Annotated in this window: 18 protein-coding genes; 7 read left to right on the plus strand and 11 right to left on the minus strand. The window is 73.4% G+C overall.

The window, feature by feature from the left end; all coding sequences use genetic code 11:
- The first annotated feature begins 6 nt into the window (after nucleotides 1-6).
- The 4 genes from ACE3Q3_RS10135 to ACE3Q3_RS10150 all read left to right on the plus strand — a co-directional run bounded on the left by ACE3Q3_RS10135 (nucleotide 7) and on the right by ACE3Q3_RS10150 (nucleotide 3,579).
- Nucleotides 7-906: an ABC transporter permease gene (locus ACE3Q3_RS10135; RefSeq protein ID WP_374445294.1), complete on the plus strand. Its 900-nt coding sequence runs from the start codon at nucleotides 7-9 to the stop codon at nucleotides 904-906.
- An 89-nt stretch (nucleotides 907-995) separates the two neighbouring features.
- A complete protein-coding gene (locus tag ACE3Q3_RS10140; protein ID WP_374445296.1) occupies nucleotides 996-1,196 on the plus strand; it encodes a Nif11-like leader peptide family natural product precursor in 201 nt (66 codons plus the stop codon).
- Nucleotides 1,193-2,575, plus strand: a complete 1,383-nt coding sequence (locus ACE3Q3_RS10145; protein ID WP_374445298.1) for an amidase — start codon at nucleotides 1,193-1,195, stop codon at nucleotides 2,573-2,575. The genes ACE3Q3_RS10140 and ACE3Q3_RS10145 overlap by 4 nt, the downstream gene beginning before the upstream one ends.
- Before the next feature lie 14 nt (nucleotides 2,576-2,589).
- Nucleotides 2,590-3,579, plus strand: a complete 990-nt coding sequence (locus ACE3Q3_RS10150; RefSeq protein ID WP_374445300.1) for an asparaginase — start codon at nucleotides 2,590-2,592, stop codon at nucleotides 3,577-3,579.
- A 10-nt stretch (nucleotides 3,580-3,589) separates the two neighbouring features.
- Here the strand turns inward: ACE3Q3_RS10150 and ACE3Q3_RS10155 are convergent, their stop codons facing one another.
- The 11 genes from ACE3Q3_RS10155 to htpX all read right to left on the minus strand — a co-directional run bounded on the left by ACE3Q3_RS10155 (nucleotide 3,590) and on the right by htpX (nucleotide 16,032).
- On the minus strand, nucleotides 3,590-4,759 hold the full coding sequence (locus ACE3Q3_RS10155) for a ferric reductase-like transmembrane domain-containing protein (RefSeq protein ID WP_374445303.1): 1,170 nt from the start codon (nucleotides 4,757-4,759) through the stop codon (nucleotides 3,590-3,592).
- A 244-nt stretch (nucleotides 4,760-5,003) separates the two neighbouring features.
- Nucleotides 5,004-5,393, minus strand: a complete 390-nt coding sequence (locus ACE3Q3_RS10160) for a carboxymuconolactone decarboxylase family protein (RefSeq protein WP_374445306.1) — start codon at nucleotides 5,391-5,393, stop codon at nucleotides 5,004-5,006.
- A gap of 34 nt (nucleotides 5,394-5,427) precedes the next feature.
- Nucleotides 5,428-6,402 carry an ABC transporter ATP-binding protein gene (locus ACE3Q3_RS10165; RefSeq protein ID WP_374445308.1) on the minus strand — a complete coding sequence of 325 codons (975 nt, stop codon included), beginning with the start codon at nucleotides 6,400-6,402 and terminating at the stop codon, nucleotides 5,428-5,430.
- Between the two features lie 14 nt (nucleotides 6,403-6,416).
- Nucleotides 6,417-7,454, minus strand: a complete 1,038-nt coding sequence (locus ACE3Q3_RS10170) for an ABC transporter ATP-binding protein (RefSeq protein ID WP_374445311.1) — start codon at nucleotides 7,452-7,454, stop codon at nucleotides 6,417-6,419.
- Between the two features lie 70 nt (nucleotides 7,455-7,524).
- Nucleotides 7,525-9,459: a polysaccharide biosynthesis protein gene (locus tag ACE3Q3_RS10175; protein WP_374445314.1), complete on the minus strand. Its 1,935-nt coding sequence runs from the start codon at nucleotides 9,457-9,459 to the stop codon at nucleotides 7,525-7,527.
- A 37-nt stretch (nucleotides 9,460-9,496) separates the two neighbouring features.
- The gene (locus ACE3Q3_RS10180) at nucleotides 9,497-10,420 is read right to left on the minus strand and encodes an NAD-dependent epimerase/dehydratase family protein (protein WP_374445317.1); all 924 of its coding nucleotides are present in this window, start codon (nucleotides 10,418-10,420) and stop codon (nucleotides 9,497-9,499) included.
- Nucleotides 10,417-11,388 (minus strand): glycosyl transferase, encoded by a 972-nt coding sequence (locus tag ACE3Q3_RS10185; RefSeq protein ID WP_374445320.1) that lies wholly within the window; start codon nucleotides 11,386-11,388, stop codon nucleotides 10,417-10,419. Before ACE3Q3_RS10185 ends, ACE3Q3_RS10180 begins: the two co-directional genes overlap by 4 nt.
- Nucleotides 11,389-11,431: 43 nt before the next feature.
- On the minus strand, nucleotides 11,432-13,099 hold the full coding sequence (locus ACE3Q3_RS10190) for a heparinase II/III family protein (protein WP_374445323.1): 1,668 nt from the start codon (nucleotides 13,097-13,099) through the stop codon (nucleotides 11,432-11,434).
- A gap of 17 nt (nucleotides 13,100-13,116) precedes the next feature.
- Entirely contained in the window at nucleotides 13,117-13,779 is a 663-nt protein-coding gene (gene rpe, locus ACE3Q3_RS10195) for a ribulose-phosphate 3-epimerase (RefSeq protein WP_374445326.1), read from the minus strand.
- Nucleotides 13,780-13,792: 13 nt separating this feature from the next.
- Nucleotides 13,793-15,142, minus strand: a complete 1,350-nt coding sequence (locus ACE3Q3_RS10200) for an RsmB/NOP family class I SAM-dependent RNA methyltransferase (protein WP_374445329.1) — start codon at nucleotides 15,140-15,142, stop codon at nucleotides 13,793-13,795.
- Nucleotides 15,133-16,032 (minus strand): zinc metalloprotease HtpX, encoded by a 900-nt coding sequence (htpX, locus tag ACE3Q3_RS10205; protein WP_374445332.1) that lies wholly within the window; start codon nucleotides 16,030-16,032, stop codon nucleotides 15,133-15,135. The genes ACE3Q3_RS10200 and htpX overlap by 10 nt, the downstream gene beginning before the upstream one ends.
- A 125-nt stretch (nucleotides 16,033-16,157) precedes the next feature.
- Between htpX and ACE3Q3_RS10210 the strand changes: the two genes are divergently transcribed.
- The 3 genes from ACE3Q3_RS10210 (at nucleotide 16,158) to ACE3Q3_RS10220 (ending at nucleotide 17,440) form a co-directional block, all read left to right on the plus strand.
- On the plus strand, nucleotides 16,158-16,304 hold the full coding sequence (locus ACE3Q3_RS10210) for a succinate dehydrogenase assembly factor 4 (RefSeq protein WP_374445334.1): 147 nt from the start codon (nucleotides 16,158-16,160) through the stop codon (nucleotides 16,302-16,304).
- Nucleotides 16,305-16,404: 100 nt separating this feature from the next.
- Entirely contained in the window at nucleotides 16,405-17,133 is a 729-nt protein-coding gene (locus tag ACE3Q3_RS10215) for a glycosyltransferase family 2 protein (RefSeq protein ID WP_374445336.1), read from the plus strand.
- A 25-nt stretch (nucleotides 17,134-17,158) separates the two neighbouring features.
- Nucleotides 17,159-17,440 carry a lipid-A-disaccharide synthase N-terminal domain-containing protein gene (locus ACE3Q3_RS10220; protein ID WP_374445339.1) on the plus strand — a complete coding sequence of 94 codons (282 nt, stop codon included), beginning with the start codon at nucleotides 17,159-17,161 and terminating at the stop codon, nucleotides 17,438-17,440.
- The last annotated feature ends 16 nt before the right edge of the window (nucleotides 17,441-17,456 follow it).

Consider the following 17,456-nt stretch of genomic DNA (forward strand, 5'->3'; position numbering starts at 1 on the left):
TGCCCAATGGCCGAGACCACGATCGACGCCGTCCCTGCGAGCGTGCGGCCCGCGGCCGCGGATCGTCCGCCCGGCTACTGGACGACGGTCGTCCGGCGGCTGCGCCGCGACCCGGTGACGCTCTTCTGCCTCACCGTGCTGACGCTGATCGTGCTGGCCGCCGTCTTCGCGCCGCTCGTCGCCCCGCACGATCCCTACAAGACCAGCATGCTGCGGCGGCTGGCGCCGATCGGCACCGCGGGCCACCTGCTCGGCACCGACGAACTCGGCCGCGATCTCCTGACCCGGCTCATCTATGGCGGCCGCATCTCGCTCTTCATGTCGTTCACGCCGGTCGTGCTGGCGTTCCTGATCGGCGGCGCCCTCGGCATGACGGCCGGCTTCGTCGGCGGCTGGGTCAACATGGCGATCATGCGCACGACCGACGTCTTCTATGCCTTCCCCTCGATCCTGCTCGCCATCGCCATCTCCGGCGCCATGGGCGCCGGCCTCGTCAACGGCCTCATCTCCCTCACCCTCATCTTCATCCCGCCCCTGACCCGCATCGCCGAGAGCGTGACCACCCAGGTCCGCGCGCTGCCCTTCGTCGAGGCGGCCAGGGCGAGCGGCGCCTCGACCTTCGCCATCATCCGGGTCCACGTCATGTCCAACGTCGTCGGGCCGGTCCTGGTCTACGCCTCCAGCCTGCTGTCGGTCGCCATCGTCGTCGCCTCCGGCCTCAGCTTCCTCGGCCTCGGGGTCAGCCCGCCCGAGGCCGACTGGGGCCTGATGCTGAACACGCTGCGCCAGTCGATCTATGTCGCGCCGTGGAATGCCGCGCTGCCGGGGGCCGTCATCTTCGTCACCTGCATGTGCTTCAACCTCCTGAGCGACGGCCTGCGCCAGGCCCTCGACATCCAGCGCTGAGCGACGCCGCCGGACCTGACAGGCCCGGCGGCGGCGTAAGCTTCCGCTCCCTCCTCTCCCCTCGGCCCCTCGCCGGAGTATCCCGAACCATGACCGATCCCTCGCTCGAGGAATTCCTCGCGCTGGCCCGCCATGCCGGTCTCGAATTCACCGAAGAGGAGGCGCCGCGCATGCACGAGGGCTGGCGCCGGATGCAGTCGATGCTGCTCTCGCGGCTGCCGGCCGATCCGGACCTGACGGACGAGCCGGCGCTGGTCTTCGTCGCCGCCGGCGCGGGGATCGCCCGATGACCGGACTGACGGAGATGAGCGTCGCCGCCCAGTCGCGGCTGCTGCGCGCGGGCGAACTGTCGCCGGTCGATCTGGTCGAGGCCCACCTCGCCCGCATCGAGGCCGTCGACGACCGGCTCCACGCCTTCATCCTGGTGACCGCCGAGGAGGCGCGGGCCGCCGCCCGCGCCGCCGAGGCCGAGATCCGGGCCGGCGACTGGCGCGGGCCCCTGCACGGCATCGCCATCGGCCTCAAGGACATCTATTCGACCAAGGGCATCCCGACCACCGCCCATTCCCGCCTGCTGCGCGACAACGTCCCGGCGGAGGACGCCGCGACGGTGGCCCGGCTGACGGCCGCGGGCGCCATCAGCCTCGGCAAGCTCTCGACCCACGAATTCGCCTTCGGCGGCCCCTCGCCCGACCTCTTCAGCCCGCCCGCGCGCAACCCCTGGAACCCGGCGCTGCAGCCGGGCGGTTCTTCCAGCGGCTCGGGCGTCGCCGTCGCCGCCGGCATGTGCGCGGCCGCCATGGGATCGGACACCGGCGGGTCGATCCGCAGCCCGTCCGGCTTCTGCGGGCTGGTCGGGCTCAAGCCGACCTACGGGCTGGTGTCGCGCCGCGGCGTCCTGCCGCTGAGCTGGACCCTCGACCATGCCGGCCCGATGACCTGGACCGCCGAGGACTGCGCGATCCTGATGGAGGTCCTGGCCGGCCACGACCCGGCGGACCCCGCCTCGGTCGACGGTCCGGTGCCCGACTTCATGGGCGCGATCGGCCGGCCGGTCGCGGGCCTGCGCATCGGCATCGCCCGTTCCTGGCACGACGGCGCCGACCCGGAACTGGTCGCCGCCATCGAGCGCGCCGCCCAGGTTCTGGCCGACCAGGGCGCCGTCGTCGAGGACGTGACCCTGCCCGACATCATGGATTTCCACGCCGTCGGCCGCATCGTCATCCTGACCGAGGGCTTCGCCATCCACCAGCGGCACCTGCGCCGCCAGCCGGAAATCTACGGCGCCCTCTTCCGCGACCGCATCCGCCTCGGCGCCTTCGTCTCGGCCGACGAGTACGTGCGCACGATCCGCTTCCGCCGCACGCTGGTCGAGCGCATGACCGCCGCCATGGCGCCCTACGACGCGGTGCTGACGGCGAGCCACTACGGCCCGCCGGAGCCGATGGACGTGGCGCCGGTCTTCCCCTTCTTCGGCAAGCCCTACCTCACCATGCCCTTCAACGTCACCGGCCAGCCGGCCGCCGCCGTGCCCTGCGGCTTCTATTCCAGCGGCATGCCGATGAGCATGCAGGTGGCGGCGAAGCCCTTCGCCGACGATGTCGTGCTGGCGATCGCGCACGCCTACGAGGTGGCGGCGGGCGACCGCGTCACCCGCCCGCAGCTCTGACCCGGACGGCATCCATGAAGGTCTGCATCGTCGGCTCGGGCGGCACCATCTCCTCGCTCGGCCACGGGCCGCTCGACTATGTCGACTATGGCGACACCGGCCGGAAGCTCGACCCCGCCGGCCTGCTGGCGCAATTCCCGGAGGTCGCGGCGGCGGGCGACGTGATCCCGGTCGCCTGGCGGGCGATCGGCAGCCCGGACATGGACGTGCCGGACTGGCTGGAGCTGGCCGCGCTCCTGCACGACCTGCCGGTCCGCCATCCGGGCCTGGACGGGATCGTGCTGACGCACGGGACCTCGACGCTCGAGGAGACCGCCTACTTCCTCCACCTCGTGCTGAAGGTCGACATCCCGGTCGTGCTGGTCGGCGCGCAGCGGCCGGCCTCGGCCTTCGGCAGCGATGCCGGGGCCAACCTGCGCAACGCCGTCCGCGTCGCCGGCAGCCCGGAGGCGCGCGGCATGGGCGTGCTCGTCGTCCTCAACGACGAGATCCAGTCGGCGCGCGACGTCACCAAGACCTCGATCCTCCGCGTGCAGACCTTCCGGACGCCCGATTTCGGCCTCCTCGGCTATGCCGATCCCGACCGCGTCCTCTTCTATCGCCGGCCGACCCGCCGGCACGCCCCGGACACGGAGTTCGACGTCGCCGGCATCGACGCGCTGCCGCGGGTCGACATCGTCGCCAGCTATGCGGGGGCGGATGCGGTGGCGATCGAGGCACATCTCGCGGCCGGCGCCGCGGGTCTGGTGATGGCGGGCCTCGCCCCCGGCATGGTGCCGCCGCGCCAGCGGCCGCCCCTCGACCGCGCGGCCGCCGCCGGCATCCCGGTCGTGATCTCGACCCGCTCGCCCTCCGGCCGGGTGGTGCCGCGCAGCGGCCTGCGCAGCCGCGGCTGGCTCGCCGCCGACACGCTGTCGCCGCAGAAAGCGCGCATCCTGCTGATGCTGGGGCTCGCCGTGGCCCGCGACCCCGACCGGCTGCAGGCGATGTTCGACGCCTACTGACCGGGGGCCGTCAGTTGAAGTGGAAATCCTCCCAGACGAGGCGCTCGCGCGGCAGCCCTTCGGCCAGGAACTGGCGGACCATGTCGCCGACGAACTCCGGCCGTCCGCACAGCATCACCGCATAGTCGTCGAGCGGCCGGACCGCGGCCATGACCTGGGCCGCGGTGATGCGCCCGCGCTCGGGCGTGATCCAGAGGTCGTAATCGATCCACGAATCGGCGCGCAGCGCGAGGTCGCGGATCTCGGCGTCGTAGGGCGCATTCTCGGCGTCGCGGACGACGTACCACAGCCAGATGCGGCGGAAATCGTCGTTCGTCATCTCGAAGCGCAGCATGCCGAGGAAGGGCGTGATGCCGATGCCGGCCCCGACGCAGACCAGCCGCCGGTAGTGGGCGTAGCGGTGCGGGGTGAAGCTGCCGAAGGGGCCGAACACCTCCATGACCTCGCCCCTGGGCGCCGTCGCCAGCGCCCGCGTGAAGTCCCCCAGCATCCGGACCGACAGGCGCAGGTTGCGCTCGGCCGGCGAGGACGAGATCGAGAACGGGTGGTACTCGGCCCGTCCGGGGCGGCGGATGAAGACGAAGGTCCCGGGCTCGTAGATCATGCGCCGGTCGCGCGGCCGCAGGACGAGGTCGATCGTATCCCCGGACCGGGGCTCCACCGCCTCGACCCGGTAGCGATAGCGCGGCGCGAACCAGCGGTAGAGCAGGACGCGGTAGGCCCAGGCGCCGACCCCGACCAGAACGAGGAACCACATCCAGAAGCGCAGCGGCTCGAAGGCGAGGACGGTGCTGCCCTCGAGGACCGAGTGAACCCCGGCACCGAGGAAGATCGGCCCCATCAGCCCGTGTAGCGACAACCAGCCCTCGTAGGGCAGTCCGCGGACGTAAGCGAGGCCGGTCCAGGCGAGCAGCGTCCACAGCACGATGGCATCGAAGGTGCGCGCCTCGGGCGACCAGAAGGGGACGAGGATGTCCCCGAGCGGGACGCCCGCGCCCAGCATCGGCGGCAGGTAGAGGAGGACGTGCAGCACGACGAGGCCGATCGCGGTCGGTCCCAGCCGGCGATGCAGCCGGACGGCGCGGTCGAGGCCGCCGAACATCGGCTCGATCATCCGTGACCGTGCCGTCGCCAGCAGGACCACCGCCAGCAGCGTGATCGCCCAGATCGCGGACAGCATGCCCGGGCCGAGCCACGGCCAGAGGCCCGTCCCGTCCGTCCCGGACCGTCCGGTGATCCAGAGCCCCGTCGAAATCGCGAGCGCACCGGCCGCGACCCACCACCCCGGTCCGATGGCGGCGATCCGTCCCGACCGGCGCGCGTCGCCGGCCGTCGCGGCGGCTGCGTGGCCAGCCGCCGTTGCTTTCCGATCCGTCACTGCGGTCCTGAAGCGCCTGTATTGCGGATGGCCGGACGAACCCTGCCTAGCGGTCGAGCAGAGCAGCGTCGACCTCGACCTGATAGCCGTTCGCAAGCCGATTCGTCTCGTTCGCCATCCCGACCACGGCCAGCAATTCACCGTGCTGGGCGTCGGTCATGCCGGCCTTGCGCGCCGCCGCCTCGTGCGAGCGGATGCAGTAGGTGCAGCCGTTGGTGATGCTGACGGCGAGGAAGATCATCTCCTTGGTCATCGGGTCGAGCGTCCCCGGCGCCATCACCTCCTTCAGGCTTTCCCAGGTTCGGCGCAGCGTCGCCGGATGATGGGCGGCCATCTTCCAGAAGTTGTTGACGTCCGGCACGCCGCGCGTGCGCTTGATGTCGTCATAGACGGCCTGCACGTCCGGCGTCGCGTCGGCATGTTCGATCGGCTTCATCGGCGGCTCCCCTCGGTCCCGGCGAGGGCCTTACCTACGCTGCCGCGCGCTCCGTCGCCAGCACGCAGCGCGCCATCCGTCCGTCGCCGAAACGGTGCTCGGGCGGGGCCGCGTCGCAGGCCGCATGGGCATGGCGGCAGCGCGGCGCGAAGCTGCACCCGACCGGCGCGGCGGCGAGCGACGGCGGTGCCCCGGGGATGGCGTCGAGCCGGCGCCCGCGCATCGAGCCATGGACGGTCGAGGCGAGCAGACCCTGGGTGTAGGGGTGGACCGGCCGCCGCACCACGTCGGCCAGCGGCCCCGTCTCGACCACCCGGCCGGCATACATGACGGCGATCCGCGACGACACCTCGACGGCGACGCCGACATCGTGGGTGACGAAGAGGACGCCGAGGCCGAGGTCCTTCTGGAGCTGGGCCAGCAGCAGCAGCACCTGGATCTGCACGGTGGCGTCGAGCGCCGTCGTCGGCTCGTCGGCCAGCAGCAGCTTCGGACGGCAGGCGAGCGCCAGCGCGATCATCGCGCGCTGGCGCATGCCGCCCGACATCTCGTGCGGATAGGCCCGGAGGCGCTCGGCGGCCGACGGGATGCGCACGAGTTCCAGCAGTTCCTTCGCCCGCGCCGCGGCCGCGGCCTCGGTCGTGCCCTCGTGGCGGACGATCGTCTCGATGATCTGGCGGCCGACGGTGTAGACCGGATCGAAGCTCGTCGCCGGCTCCTGGAAGATCATCGAGATGCTCTTGCCGCGCAGCCGCGAGAAGGCGGCGCCGGGGAGCCCCAGCAGCTCCTGCCCCTCGAAGGCGATCGAGCCGCCGTAGCGGGTGCGCCGGGGCGGCAGCAGGCCGAGGATGGCGCGCAGCGTCACGCTCTTGCCCGACCCGGATTCGCCGAGGATGCCCAGCACCTCGCCGGCGGCGAGGTCGAAGCTGACGCCGTTGACGGCATGGACGGTGCGGTCGCGGCCGACGAAGCGGACGGAGAGGTCGCGGACCGACAGGAGGCTGGCCATGTCCCCTCCCCCCTTCAGGCGGCGAGGCGGGCCCGGCCGTGGCCGGACGCCGGATCGTTCATGTGGCAGGCGACGAGGTGGGCCGGTGCCGCACCCTCGGCGAGCCGCGGCTCGGCGGCGGCGCAGACCGCCTCGGCGAAGGCGCAGCGGGTGCGGAAGCGGCAGCCGGACGGCGGATCGATCGGGTTCGGCGGATCGCCCGAGATCGGCGCCTCGCGCGTCTTCACGTCGGGGTCCATGGACGGCCGCGATGCCAGCAGCGCCCGGGTGTAGGGGTGGCGGGCGCCGCCGTAGATGACCTCGACCGGGCCGATCTCCACGACCTTGCCGAGATACATCACCATCACCTCGTCGCTGATGTAGTGGACGACGTTGAGGTCGTGGCTGATGAAGAGGTAGGTCAGGTCGAACTGCTCCTTGAGCTCGGCCAGCAGGTTCAGGACCTGGGCCTCGACCGACTTGTCGAGCGCCGACACCGCCTCGTCGAGGATCAGGAGCCGCGGCCCCAGCGCCAGCGCCCGGGCGATGTTGACCCGTTGCCGCTGGCCGCCGGACAGCTCGTGCGGATAGCGGCGCTGGAACTGGGCCGGCTCGAGCCCGACGCGCGCCAGCAGGTCGGCCGCCGCGGCGCGCGCCTGGCGGACCGGGGTGCCGTGGGCGACCGGCCCGAAGGCGATCGTCTCCAGGATGGTGAGCCGCGGGTTGAGCGAGGCGTAGCTGTCCTGGAAGACCATCTGCATCTGCCGGCGCATGTCGCGCACGGTCATGCCGTCGTGGCGCGCGACGGCCTCGCCGTCGAAGATGACGTCGCCCGCGTCCGGCTCGACGAGGTGCATCAGCAGGCGCGCCGTCGTCGACTTGCCGCAGCCGCTCTCGCCGACGACCCCCAGCGTGCCGCCCTTGGGCAGGTTGAAGGACACGTCGTCGACCGCCCGCACCACCGGGCGCGCCCCGCGGTCGAGCAGCGGCTGCTTCAGCGGAAAATGCTTGCGCAGGCCGTTGACGATCAGGAGCGGCTGCGCCGGTCCGCCCCGGTCCTCGATGTTGCGCATCCGGCCCCGCCTCCCTGGCTCGATGCCGTAGGACGAGGCAAGCGCCGTGCCAAGGGTGCCGGAGCGCCCCTCAGGCGCCGGCGGCGGCGGCCGTCTCGGGCACCGGCGGGCGGTAGTCGGGGACCAGGCGGCGCAGCAGCAGCAGGGCCGCGTCGGGGCGGCCGGCGCGGGCCGCCTCGAAGATCTCGTCGAGCCCGCGTCCGAGGAAGGCGGCGTCGACAGTGCGCGGCGCGGCGCGGCGGATCGCCGGGTGGGCCGTCGGCATCAGCGCCTCGGCGTCGTGGAACAGTTCCTCCGCCAGCTTCTCGCCCGGGCGCAGCCCGACGAAGGCGATGCGGATGTCGACATCCGGCCGCCGCCCCGAGAGCCGGATCATCTGCCGGGCGAGGTCGACGATGCGGACCGGCTCGCCCATGTCGAGGACGAAGATCTCGCCCGCCGGCTCGTCGCCGGCGACGCCGAGGACCGATGCCTGCAGGACCAGTTCGACGGCCTCGCGCACGGTCATGAAGTAGCGCGTCATGTCCGGGTGGGTCACGGTCAGCGGGCCACCGGCGGCGAGCTGGCGCTGGAACAGCGGCACGACCGAGCCGGTCGAGCCCAGCACGTTGCCGAAACGGACGGTGACGAAGCGGGTCCCCCCCGGGCGCCGCCGCTCGGTGAGGTCGAGGGCCTGGCAGTAGCTCTCGGCCAGCCGCTTGGTCGCGCCCATGACGTTGGCCGGATTGACCGCCTTGTCGGTCGAGATCAGCACCATCGCCCGCACCCCGGTCGTCCGGCAGGCGTCGGCGACGTGGCGCGTCCCGATGGCGTTGGTCATCAGGCCCTCGAGCGGATTGAGCTCGACCATGGGGACGTGCTTCAGGGCGCCGGCATGAAAGACGAGTTCCGGCGCCGCCTCGGCGAACGCCGCCTCGATGCGCAGCCGGTCGCGCACGTCGGCCAGGAGGGCGCTGCGCGGCAGCCCGGGATGGCGTTCGCCGATCTCGAGGTCGATCGTGTAGAGGTTGAATTCGCTGGCGTCGAGCAGTGCCAGATGGGCTGGCCCGAAGGCCGCGATCTGGCGCACCAGCTCGCCGCCGATGGTGCCGCCCGCCCCGGTGACGAGGACCCGGCGGCCGGCGATCAGTTCGCGCATCCGCTCGCGCTCCAGCACCGCCTGGGGACGGCCCAGCAGGTCCTCGATCGCCACCGGCCGCACCGCCACCGGGTCGTCGACGCCGTCGCGCAGATCGGTGAGCCGCGGCAGCCGGGCGATCGTCAGCCCCTCGGCCGAGGCCTCCTCGACGAGGCGCCGCAGGCGCGGCGGATCGATGTCCTCCTTGGTCAGGATGAGGCGCTGCGGCCGCCGGCCCGCCGCCGTCAGCCGGCGCAGCGCATCGCCGAACCCGTCGATGGTGCCGAGCACGTCGACCTTGCGGATCTCGCGGCCGACCCGGCCGGTGCGGTCGGCGAGGATGCCGACGACGGCGAAGGGCGCGTCGCGGCGGCTGTCCATCTCCCGGATGAAGGTCTCCGCCGGATCGCCCGCGCCGACCAGCACCACCGGGATGCGCCGCACCGCCTCGGCCTTCGCCTCGCGGCGCAGCACCGTGTCCAGGCGCCCGTCCTTCAGCACCCGGTAGAGCGCCCGCGGCCCGGCGAGCAGCGCTCCCAGCACGAACCAGTTGATGACGAGGCTGGAGCGCGGCAGCAGTTCGAGGCGGGTGACGATGAAGACCAGCATGGTGAAGACGACGATCGAAACCGTGACCGCCCGCCCGATCGCCAGCATGTCGTCGAGGGAGGCATAGCGCCAGATGCCGCGATAGAGGCCGGTCAGCCAGGACACCACGCCGCAGACGACGGCGAGTCCGGCCGCATGGCCCAGGACCCACTCCGTCGGATACTGGGCGAACCCCTCCGTCCCGACCCGCAGCCAGAGCGCGATCGGGAAGGAGAGCGCCGCCATGCCGAGATCGTGGCAGTAGGCGACGAGGGCCCGGAAGTTGAACCGACTCTTCATGGTAGGACGCGATCCTAGCACGCCGCTTCGCGCCGGATCACCCGAGTGCGGCCATCAGCGCCGCCAGTTCCACCTCCGGCGACCGCTCCGGCCGCCAGCCGAGCCCGCGGAGCCCGGCCGGATCGACCTCGAGCGGCCGGGTGAGCCGGTCGATCGCCGCACCGGCGCCGAGTGCGGCGGCCGCGCGGAACAGCAGCCGCGGCACCGGCAGCAGCCGTGGCCGGCGGCCGGCGGCCCGGGCGAGCGCGGCTGCCAGTTCGGCCGTGGTCGGGTGCCAGTCGGCGACCAGCAGCCGCCGGCCCGCCGCCTCGGGGCGGACGAGGCAGACCTCGGCCGCGCCCGCGAGGTTGGTGACGCCGACGAGGCTGCGGCGGTTGTCGAGGCGTCCGAAGGGCAGCGGGACGCCCGACCGGGCGAGGCGGGCGAGCGCCCGCAGGTTGGCGCGGACGCCGGGGCCGTAGACGAGCGGCGGCCGCAGTACCACGGGCTCCAGCCCCGGCAGCGCCGCCAGCGCGGCTTCCGCCGCCTGCTTGGAGCGGGCATAGGCGTCTTCCGGCGCCTCGGGATCGCCGTCGCGGAACGGGCGGCCGGGCCGGCTCGCCTCGCCCAGCACCTTGACCGTGCTGAGGAAGACGAAGCGCCGGGCGCCCGCGGCGAGCGCGGCTTCGGCCAGCCTCCGGGTCGCGTCGACGTTGACGGCGGCGAAGGCCGCGTCGGGGTCGGCGGCACGCTCGCGCATGACGTGGACACGGGCCGCGAGGTGGACGACGCCGTCGCAGCCGGCGAGCGCGGGCGCCCAGTCGATCGGGCCCGCGAGGTCGCCGATCGCCTGCACCGCGACGCCGGGCGGCGCCGACCCGGGATCGCGCAGCGCCGCCACGACCGCGTGCCCGCCTGCGCGGAGGCGGTCGATCACCGCCCGGCCGACGAAGCCCGAGCCGCCGGTCACCAGCACCCTCATCGCCGGCGTCCCAGCTCGTAGAGCAGCAGGGCGACCAGCGCGGTCGCGGCCGCCAGGGCGGGCGCCGGCGCCGCCAGCGACCACAGGGCGAGGCCGACCAGCGCCACGCCGGCGCCGGCGACGCGCAGCGAGATCGCCGCATGGCCGAGGCCCTGGCGGGTCGCCTCCTGATAGAAGTGCTCGCGATGGGCGCGCCACACCGCCTCGCCCCGCAGCAGGCGGCGGACCAGCGTGATGGTCGCGTCGGCGAGATAGTAGAGGGGCAGGATCAGCGCCGCCGCCCACGCCCCCTTCGCCGCCAGCAAGAGCAGCAGTCCGCCCGTGAGATAGCCGAGCGGGACGCTGCCGACATCGCCGAGGAAGACCCGCGCCGGGTGCCAGTTCCAGACGAGGAAGCCGGCCGCCGCCGCCGCCAGCAGCAGTCCGAAGCCGCCGGCATCGGCGGGTCCGGCGACCAGGGCCGTCAGCGCGAGCCCGACCCCGATCGCCATCGTTTCGATGCCGCTGATGCCGTCGATCCCGTCCATGAAGTTGTAGAGGTTGACGAACCAGACCCACGCCAGCGCGGCGAAGGCGGTGTCGACGGGCGGGGGCAGCCAGCCCTGCGCCACCGGGCCGGGCAGGAGCAGCACCGCCGGCAGGACGGCCGCGAACTGGGCGAGGAGACGGATGCCGGCCGAGAGGCCGCCGCGGTCGTCGCGCCAGGACACCAGGGCGAGCAGCGCGGCGCCGGCGGCGAGCGCCCAATGCAGCCGCTCGCCGACGAGGACGGCGAGCAGGCACCAGCCGAGCAGCAGCGGCGGCAGCAGGCCGAGGCCGCCGCCGCGCGGCGTCGGCACCGTGTGGGAGGAGCGCTCGTTCGGCCGGTCGAGGATCGCCCGGCGCCGCAGCCAGCGGGTCACCCGGCCGGTCGCGAGCCACGCCAGGACGCCGACCGCGCCGGCGAGCAGGAGCAGATAGGCCAGCATCAGCGGCGGAACTCCACCGCTCAACCGCCGCGAGCGGTGCGGCTCACCCCTTGCGGTCCTCGCGCTGGAGCGCCCACCGGATCTTGGTTCCCTCGGCCGTCGTCTCGCCCGACAGCAGGATCTGCTGGGTCCGCCGCGGGTCGCCGCGACCGCCGAGATAGACGCTGTCGGCGAGGCCGACCGCAGCACCCGACACGCGCAGGCGCCAGCCGGTGCCGCTCGGCCCGCGCAGGAAGACGGTGTTGCCGCCTTGGGTCAGCGAGACCTGCACGGTCGGATGGAGGTGGAAGCGGATGACGAAGCTGCGGCCGGCCGCGCCCTCCAGCCGGTCCTCGCCGCGCAGGTCCTCGCCCGATGCCGCGAGGTAGAGGCTGCGATGGTGGACGGTTCCGTAGGCGGGGGCATAGCCGTCGTGGTGGAGGTCGAGCAGGGTGGCGCCGTCCGCTTCGCGACGCTCGCAGCCGATGGTCTTCGGCCGCCGGCCGATGCCGCGGCCGGCGACGACCTCGACGCTGTTGCGGTCCTCGACCGAGAGCGTCGAGTGGGCGGCGGTCGCGCGCTGGGCCAGTTCCCAGTCGCCGGCTCCGGTCGGGTGGGCGCCGCAATTGACGATCAGCCGCTCCTTGCCGACCGAGAGCTCGAACGAGAGCAGCCCGGCATGGGCGCCGCGGTCGAAGCCGCGCGGCGGCGGCTGGCCGGTGTCGACCAGCACCGTCGTGCGGTCGGCCACCATCCGCTGGAAGCCGGTGTGCGGCAGGGCGAGCGGCGGGCGGCCCTTGGCGTCGGCGTGGGTCAGCAGCGTGTCGAGCCACTTCGCCTCGCCCTCGCGGCTGCCGTTGAAGAGTGCGAGGCCGCCGTCGCCGTGGCGGAAGAAGCGCAGCACCGGCGCCGCCCGGTCGATCGCCTGGGTCAGGCTGTCCGGAATCGGATGCCGGGCGGCGGCGAGCGCGCCGCGGATTTCGACCAGATGCGCCAGCACCCGGCCCTGGGCGGCCGGATTGCGCGACAGGTGGCCGCCGTCGGGGGCGATCTGGCGCGGCAGTTCGCGATCGAGGATGCGCAGCGCGCCGCGGATGTAGCCCTCCGCGCCGACCAGCGAGGTGCCGACGGCGACCAGACCCTTGGCGGCGGCGATGCAGCCCTCGCCGTCGAGCTCCCAGCTCGCGACCCGCGAGAGGTGGCGGCAGCCGGCGGCGATGCCGTCGAGCAGGCGGCGGTCGAAGGCGGGATCGGAGCTGCCGGCGAACCAGTCGGCGTGGGCGAGCCAGGCGAAGAGTCGCTCGCCCAGGACGTCGCTGCGCCACGCGACCGGCTGCCACAAGGGCGGGATCGCCAGCCACTCGTCGACGAAGCCGCGGGCGGCGGCGGCCGCCGTCGGCGTGCCGAGCGCGCGCAGGTCGCGCAGCCAGCGGAAGCCGTGCATCGCCGCCAGGGTCGAATTCGGCAGCACCGCCATCCGCCACATGCCCTCGGTGCGGATGCGGTCGCCGGCGATGCGCAGCTCGCCCTGCAGGATGTGGCCGCCCTGGATCGGGTCGCCGGCCCAGGGATCGACCGGCAGCCGGGCGACCGAGCGCGGCTTGGAGCCGAGGAGCGTCCAGCGGTAGGTCGGGCTGTCGAAGACGGTGGCGGCGACCGCGCGCGCGAGGCCGCGTCCCCAGCGCCGGGCGCCGCCGCCGGACGGGCCCGGCATGGCTCCCACCGCGTTCATCGGCCCCGCGCCGGCATTCAGCCGCCCTTCAGCCGGGCGATGTTGCCGGCATAGGCCGCGGGGCCGCCGGCGAAGGACGCCGTCCCGGCGACCAGCATGTCCGCCCCCGCCTCGATGCACAGGCGCGCCGTCTCGACATTGACGCCGCCGTCGACCTCGAGGTCGACCGGGCGACCGGCGGCGGCGATGCGGGTCCGCACCGCCCGGATCTTGTCGAGCTGCGAGGCGATGAAGGCCTGGCCGCCGAAGCCGGGATTGACCGACATCACCAGCACGAGGTCGATGTCGCCGAGGAGATAGTCGAGCGCCTCGACCGGCGTGCCCGGATTCAGCGCGATCCCGGCCCGGCAGCCCAGCGAGCGGATGAGCTGGACGGTGCGGTGGACATGCGGACCGGCGTCGGGATGGACGGTCAGGATGTCGGCGCCCGCCTCGGCGAAGGCCGGCAGGATCGGGTCGACCGGCGCGCACATCAGGTGGACGTCGAACGGCAGCGTCGTCAGCGGCCGCAGCGCCTTCACCACGGCCGGGCCGATCGTCAGGTTCGGGACATAGTGCCCGTCCATGACGTCGATATGGATGAGGTCGGCCCCGGCGGCTTCCATCGCCCGCACCTCGTCGCCGAGGCGCGCGAAATCCGCCGAGAGGATCGACGGTGCAATGCGCACCCGCTGCCGCATGACGCTTCTCCTATCAACCGACCGGGAGTCGCCGCAAGCGGGCGGCGAAGAACCCGTCCATCCCGCCGGCCTCGGGCCAGAAGGAGGGCAGCGTGCGCAGCGTCCCGTCGGCCGCCGCCGCCTCGGGCAGGCCGGGCAACTCCTCCGGCCGGACGGGGTCGAGGACGACGGGAGCGCCGGACTCGAGCAGCGCCCGGATGCGCGCCATCCCCTCCTCCGGCTGGAGCGAGCAGGTGGCGAAGACGATGCGGCCGCCGGGCTTCACCATCTCGACGGCGGCGGCGAGCAGCCGGTCCTGCAGCGGCAGCAGCCGGTCGATCTCCTCCGGATGGCGCAGATGCAGGATGTCCGGATGCCGGCGGATGGTGCCGGTGGCCGAACAGGGCGCGTCGACCAGCACCGCGTCGGCCGGCTCCTCCGGCCGCCACGCGACGGCGTCGGCGGTCACGATCTCGACCGCCAGGGCGAGCCGTTCCAGGTTGGCGGCCAGCGTCCGGCTGCGCCGCGGCGAGAGGTCGACCGCGGTGACGCGGGCGCCCGCGGCGGCCAGTTGTGCCGCCTTGCCGCCGGGGGCGGCGCAGAGGTCGAGGACCGACCGGGCGGCGACGTCGCCGAGGAGCCGGACCGGAAGGGCGGCGGCGGCGTCCTGCACCCACCAGGCGCCCTCGGCGTAGCCCGGAAGCTCGGCGACCGGGCCGGCATCGACGACCCGGACGGTGCCGGTCGGGCGGACGAGGCCGCCGATCCGCGCCGCCCAGCCGTCGGCATCGTCGGGCACCGTCAGGTCGAGCGGCGGGTCGGCGAGGTGGGCGGCGGCGATCGCCGCCGCACCATCGGCGCCATAGGCGCGCTCCCAGGTCGTCCACAGCCATTGCGGGGTGTTCTTGCGGGCGGCCGCCACGCCCTCGCGCGGGGCGTGACCGGCGGCCGCCACCTTGCGGAGGACGGCATTGACCAGCCCCTTCAGCCGCTCGGTGCCGTGCCCGTCCAGGGTGGCGACGGTGGCCGAGACGGCGGCGTGCGCCGGGGTGCCGAGATGGACGATCTGGGCGACGCCGAGACGCAGCGCCGAGCGCGCGCGGGGGTGGGCGCGCTCCAGCGGCTGGGCCAGATGGCCGGCCAGGACCGCGTCGATCTCGCCGAGGCGGCGCAGGGCCGTCGCGACGAGGCGCCGCGCGAAGGCGCGGTCGCGCCCGGCCAGCGTGTCGTCGCGCCACTCCGCCAGCGCCTCGTCGAGCGGCCGGCGCTGTTCCAGGACCGCGAACAGGATCGCCGCCGCCGCCCGGCGGGCCGGGAGGCCGGCGGCGGGCGGCGGCTTCGGGGGCGCGGTCGGCCGGCCGGCCGCGCGCGAGGTCAGCCCCACGGCCGCCGACGCGCGGCGGGTCCGCGACCGACGCCCATCTGACGGGCCATCTGCTCCAGGCGGGCGACGCGGTTCTCGACCGCGGGATGGGTCGAGAACAGGTTGTCGGCGCCGCGCCCGTGCAGGGGGTTGTAGATGAACATGTGCGCGGTCGCCGGGTTGCGCTCGGCATCCTCGTTGGGAATGGCGTCGGCGGTGCGGTGGATGTTCTCCAGGGCGCTCGCGAGCCACAGCGGCTGCCCCGCGATCTCGGCGCCGATGCGGTCGGCCTCGTACTCGCGCGAGCGCGAGATCGCCATCTGGACGAGCGCGGCGGCCATCGGCGCCAGGATCATCAGCAGGATGCCGCCGATCATGCCGACCCCGCCGCGGTTCTCGCCGTTGTTGCTGGAGCCGCCCATGAACATCGCCATCTGCGCCAGCATACCGATGGCGCCGGCGATGGTCGCGGTGATCGTCATGGTCAGCGTGTCGCGGTTCTTCACATGCGCGATCTCGTGCGCCATGACGCCCGCGACCTCCTCCGTCGACAGGCGGTCGAGCAGGCCGGTCGTCGCCGCGACCGCGGCGTTCTCCGGGTTGCGGCCGGTCGCGAAGGCGTTGGGTTGGTCGTTCTCGATGATGTAGACGCGCGGCATCGGGATCTCGGCGCGCTGCGCCAGCTGCTCGACGATGCCGTAGAGCCCGGGCGCCGACTGGCGGTCGACCTCGGTCGCGCCGTACATGCGCAGCACGACCTTGTCCGAGTTCCAGTAGGCGAAGAGGTTCATCGCCGCCGCGATCAGGAACGCGATCACCATGCCCTGCGGGCCGCCGATCAGGAACCCGATACCGGCGAACAGCGCCGTCAGGACGGCGATCAGGACGCCCGTGCGCAGATAGTTGCTCATTTGTTCGGTGGTATCCTCCGAGCGAGGAAATGGCCCGGAACCGGCCGCCGTTCAAGCCCCTACGGACGGTGGGTGCTTGCGGCCGACGGCTTGGAATCCCGGCCGCACGGCGTATCTTCCTGCCCATGGAAGAACCGCGCAAGCCGGAGCCGAAGCCGCCGGCAGAACTCCCCGCCGCCCCGCCCCCGCCGCGCGAGATCGGCGGCCCGCCGGGGCCCGAGCCGACCCGCCACGGCGACTGGCACTACAAGGGCCGCTGCACCGACTTCTGATCCGGTCGGCGGGCGCTTTGGCCGGCGCGGCCGATCGTGCTAGAGGACGGCCGCGCGCGCGGACCCCCCGCCCGCGCCCGACATCGGAACCGTCCCGCCCGTGCCCGAACTCGCCGTCGTCATCCCGGTCCGCAACGAGGCGGAGAACATCGCGCCGCTGGTGGCGGAGATCCGCGACGCCCTCGGCGGGCGGGTCGAATTCGAGATCGTCTATGTCGACGACGGCAGCAGCGACGATACGGCTGCCCGCATCCGGGCGCTCCAGCGCGAGGTGCCGCAGCTGCGCCTCGTCCGCCACCGTGCGAGCTGCGGGCAGAGCGCGGCGGTGCGCACCGGCGTCAAGGCGGCGCAGGCGCCCTGGATCGCGACGCTCGACGGCGACGGCCAGAACGACCCCGCCGACATTCCGAACCTGTGGGCCTTCGCCACCGGGGCCGACGCCCCGCCCGGCCTCGGCCTCGTCGCCGGGCGGCGGGTCAAGCGCCAGGACAGCCGCGCCAAGCGCTGGGCCTCGCGCCTCGCCAACGGCATCCGCGCGCGGCTGCTCGGCGACGACACGCCGGATACCGGCTGCGGCCTCAAGCTCTTCCGGCGCGACGAGTTTCTCGACCTGCCCGGCTTCGACCACATGCACCGGTTCCTGCCGGCGCTCTACATCCGCCGCGGGCAGAAGGTGGTATCGCTGCCGGTCAACCATCGCCCGCGCACCCGCGGCCGCTCCAACTACGGCAATCTCGACCGGCTGCTCGTCTCGCTCAGCGACCTTCTCGGCGTCATGTGGCTGATGCGCCGCGGCCGCCGGCCCGAGGTCGTGCCCGACGGGGAATGAGGACCGACTGCAGGTAGGAATTGGCATGGACTTCGACATCCCGACCTTCTGGCTGGTCGTCGGCTTCGCCGGGCAGGCGCTCTTCTCGGCCCGCTTCTTCGTCCAGTGGATCATGAGCGAGAAGCTCAAGAAGAGCGTGATCCCGGTCGCCTTCTGGTACTTCAGCGTGCTCGGCGGCGTCACCCTGCTCGCCTATGCCATCCACCGCGAGGACCCGGTCTTCATCGCCGGCCAGGGTCTCGGCCTCCTCGTCTATGCCCGGAACCTGTGGTTCATCTGGAAGGAGCGGCAGGCCGGACAGGAGTGAGCGGCGAGAGCCAGGC

It is taken from the genome of Allostella sp. (assembly GCF_041913585.1).
Classification (GTDB): Bacteria; Pseudomonadota; Alphaproteobacteria; order ATCC43930; family Allostellaceae; genus Allostella.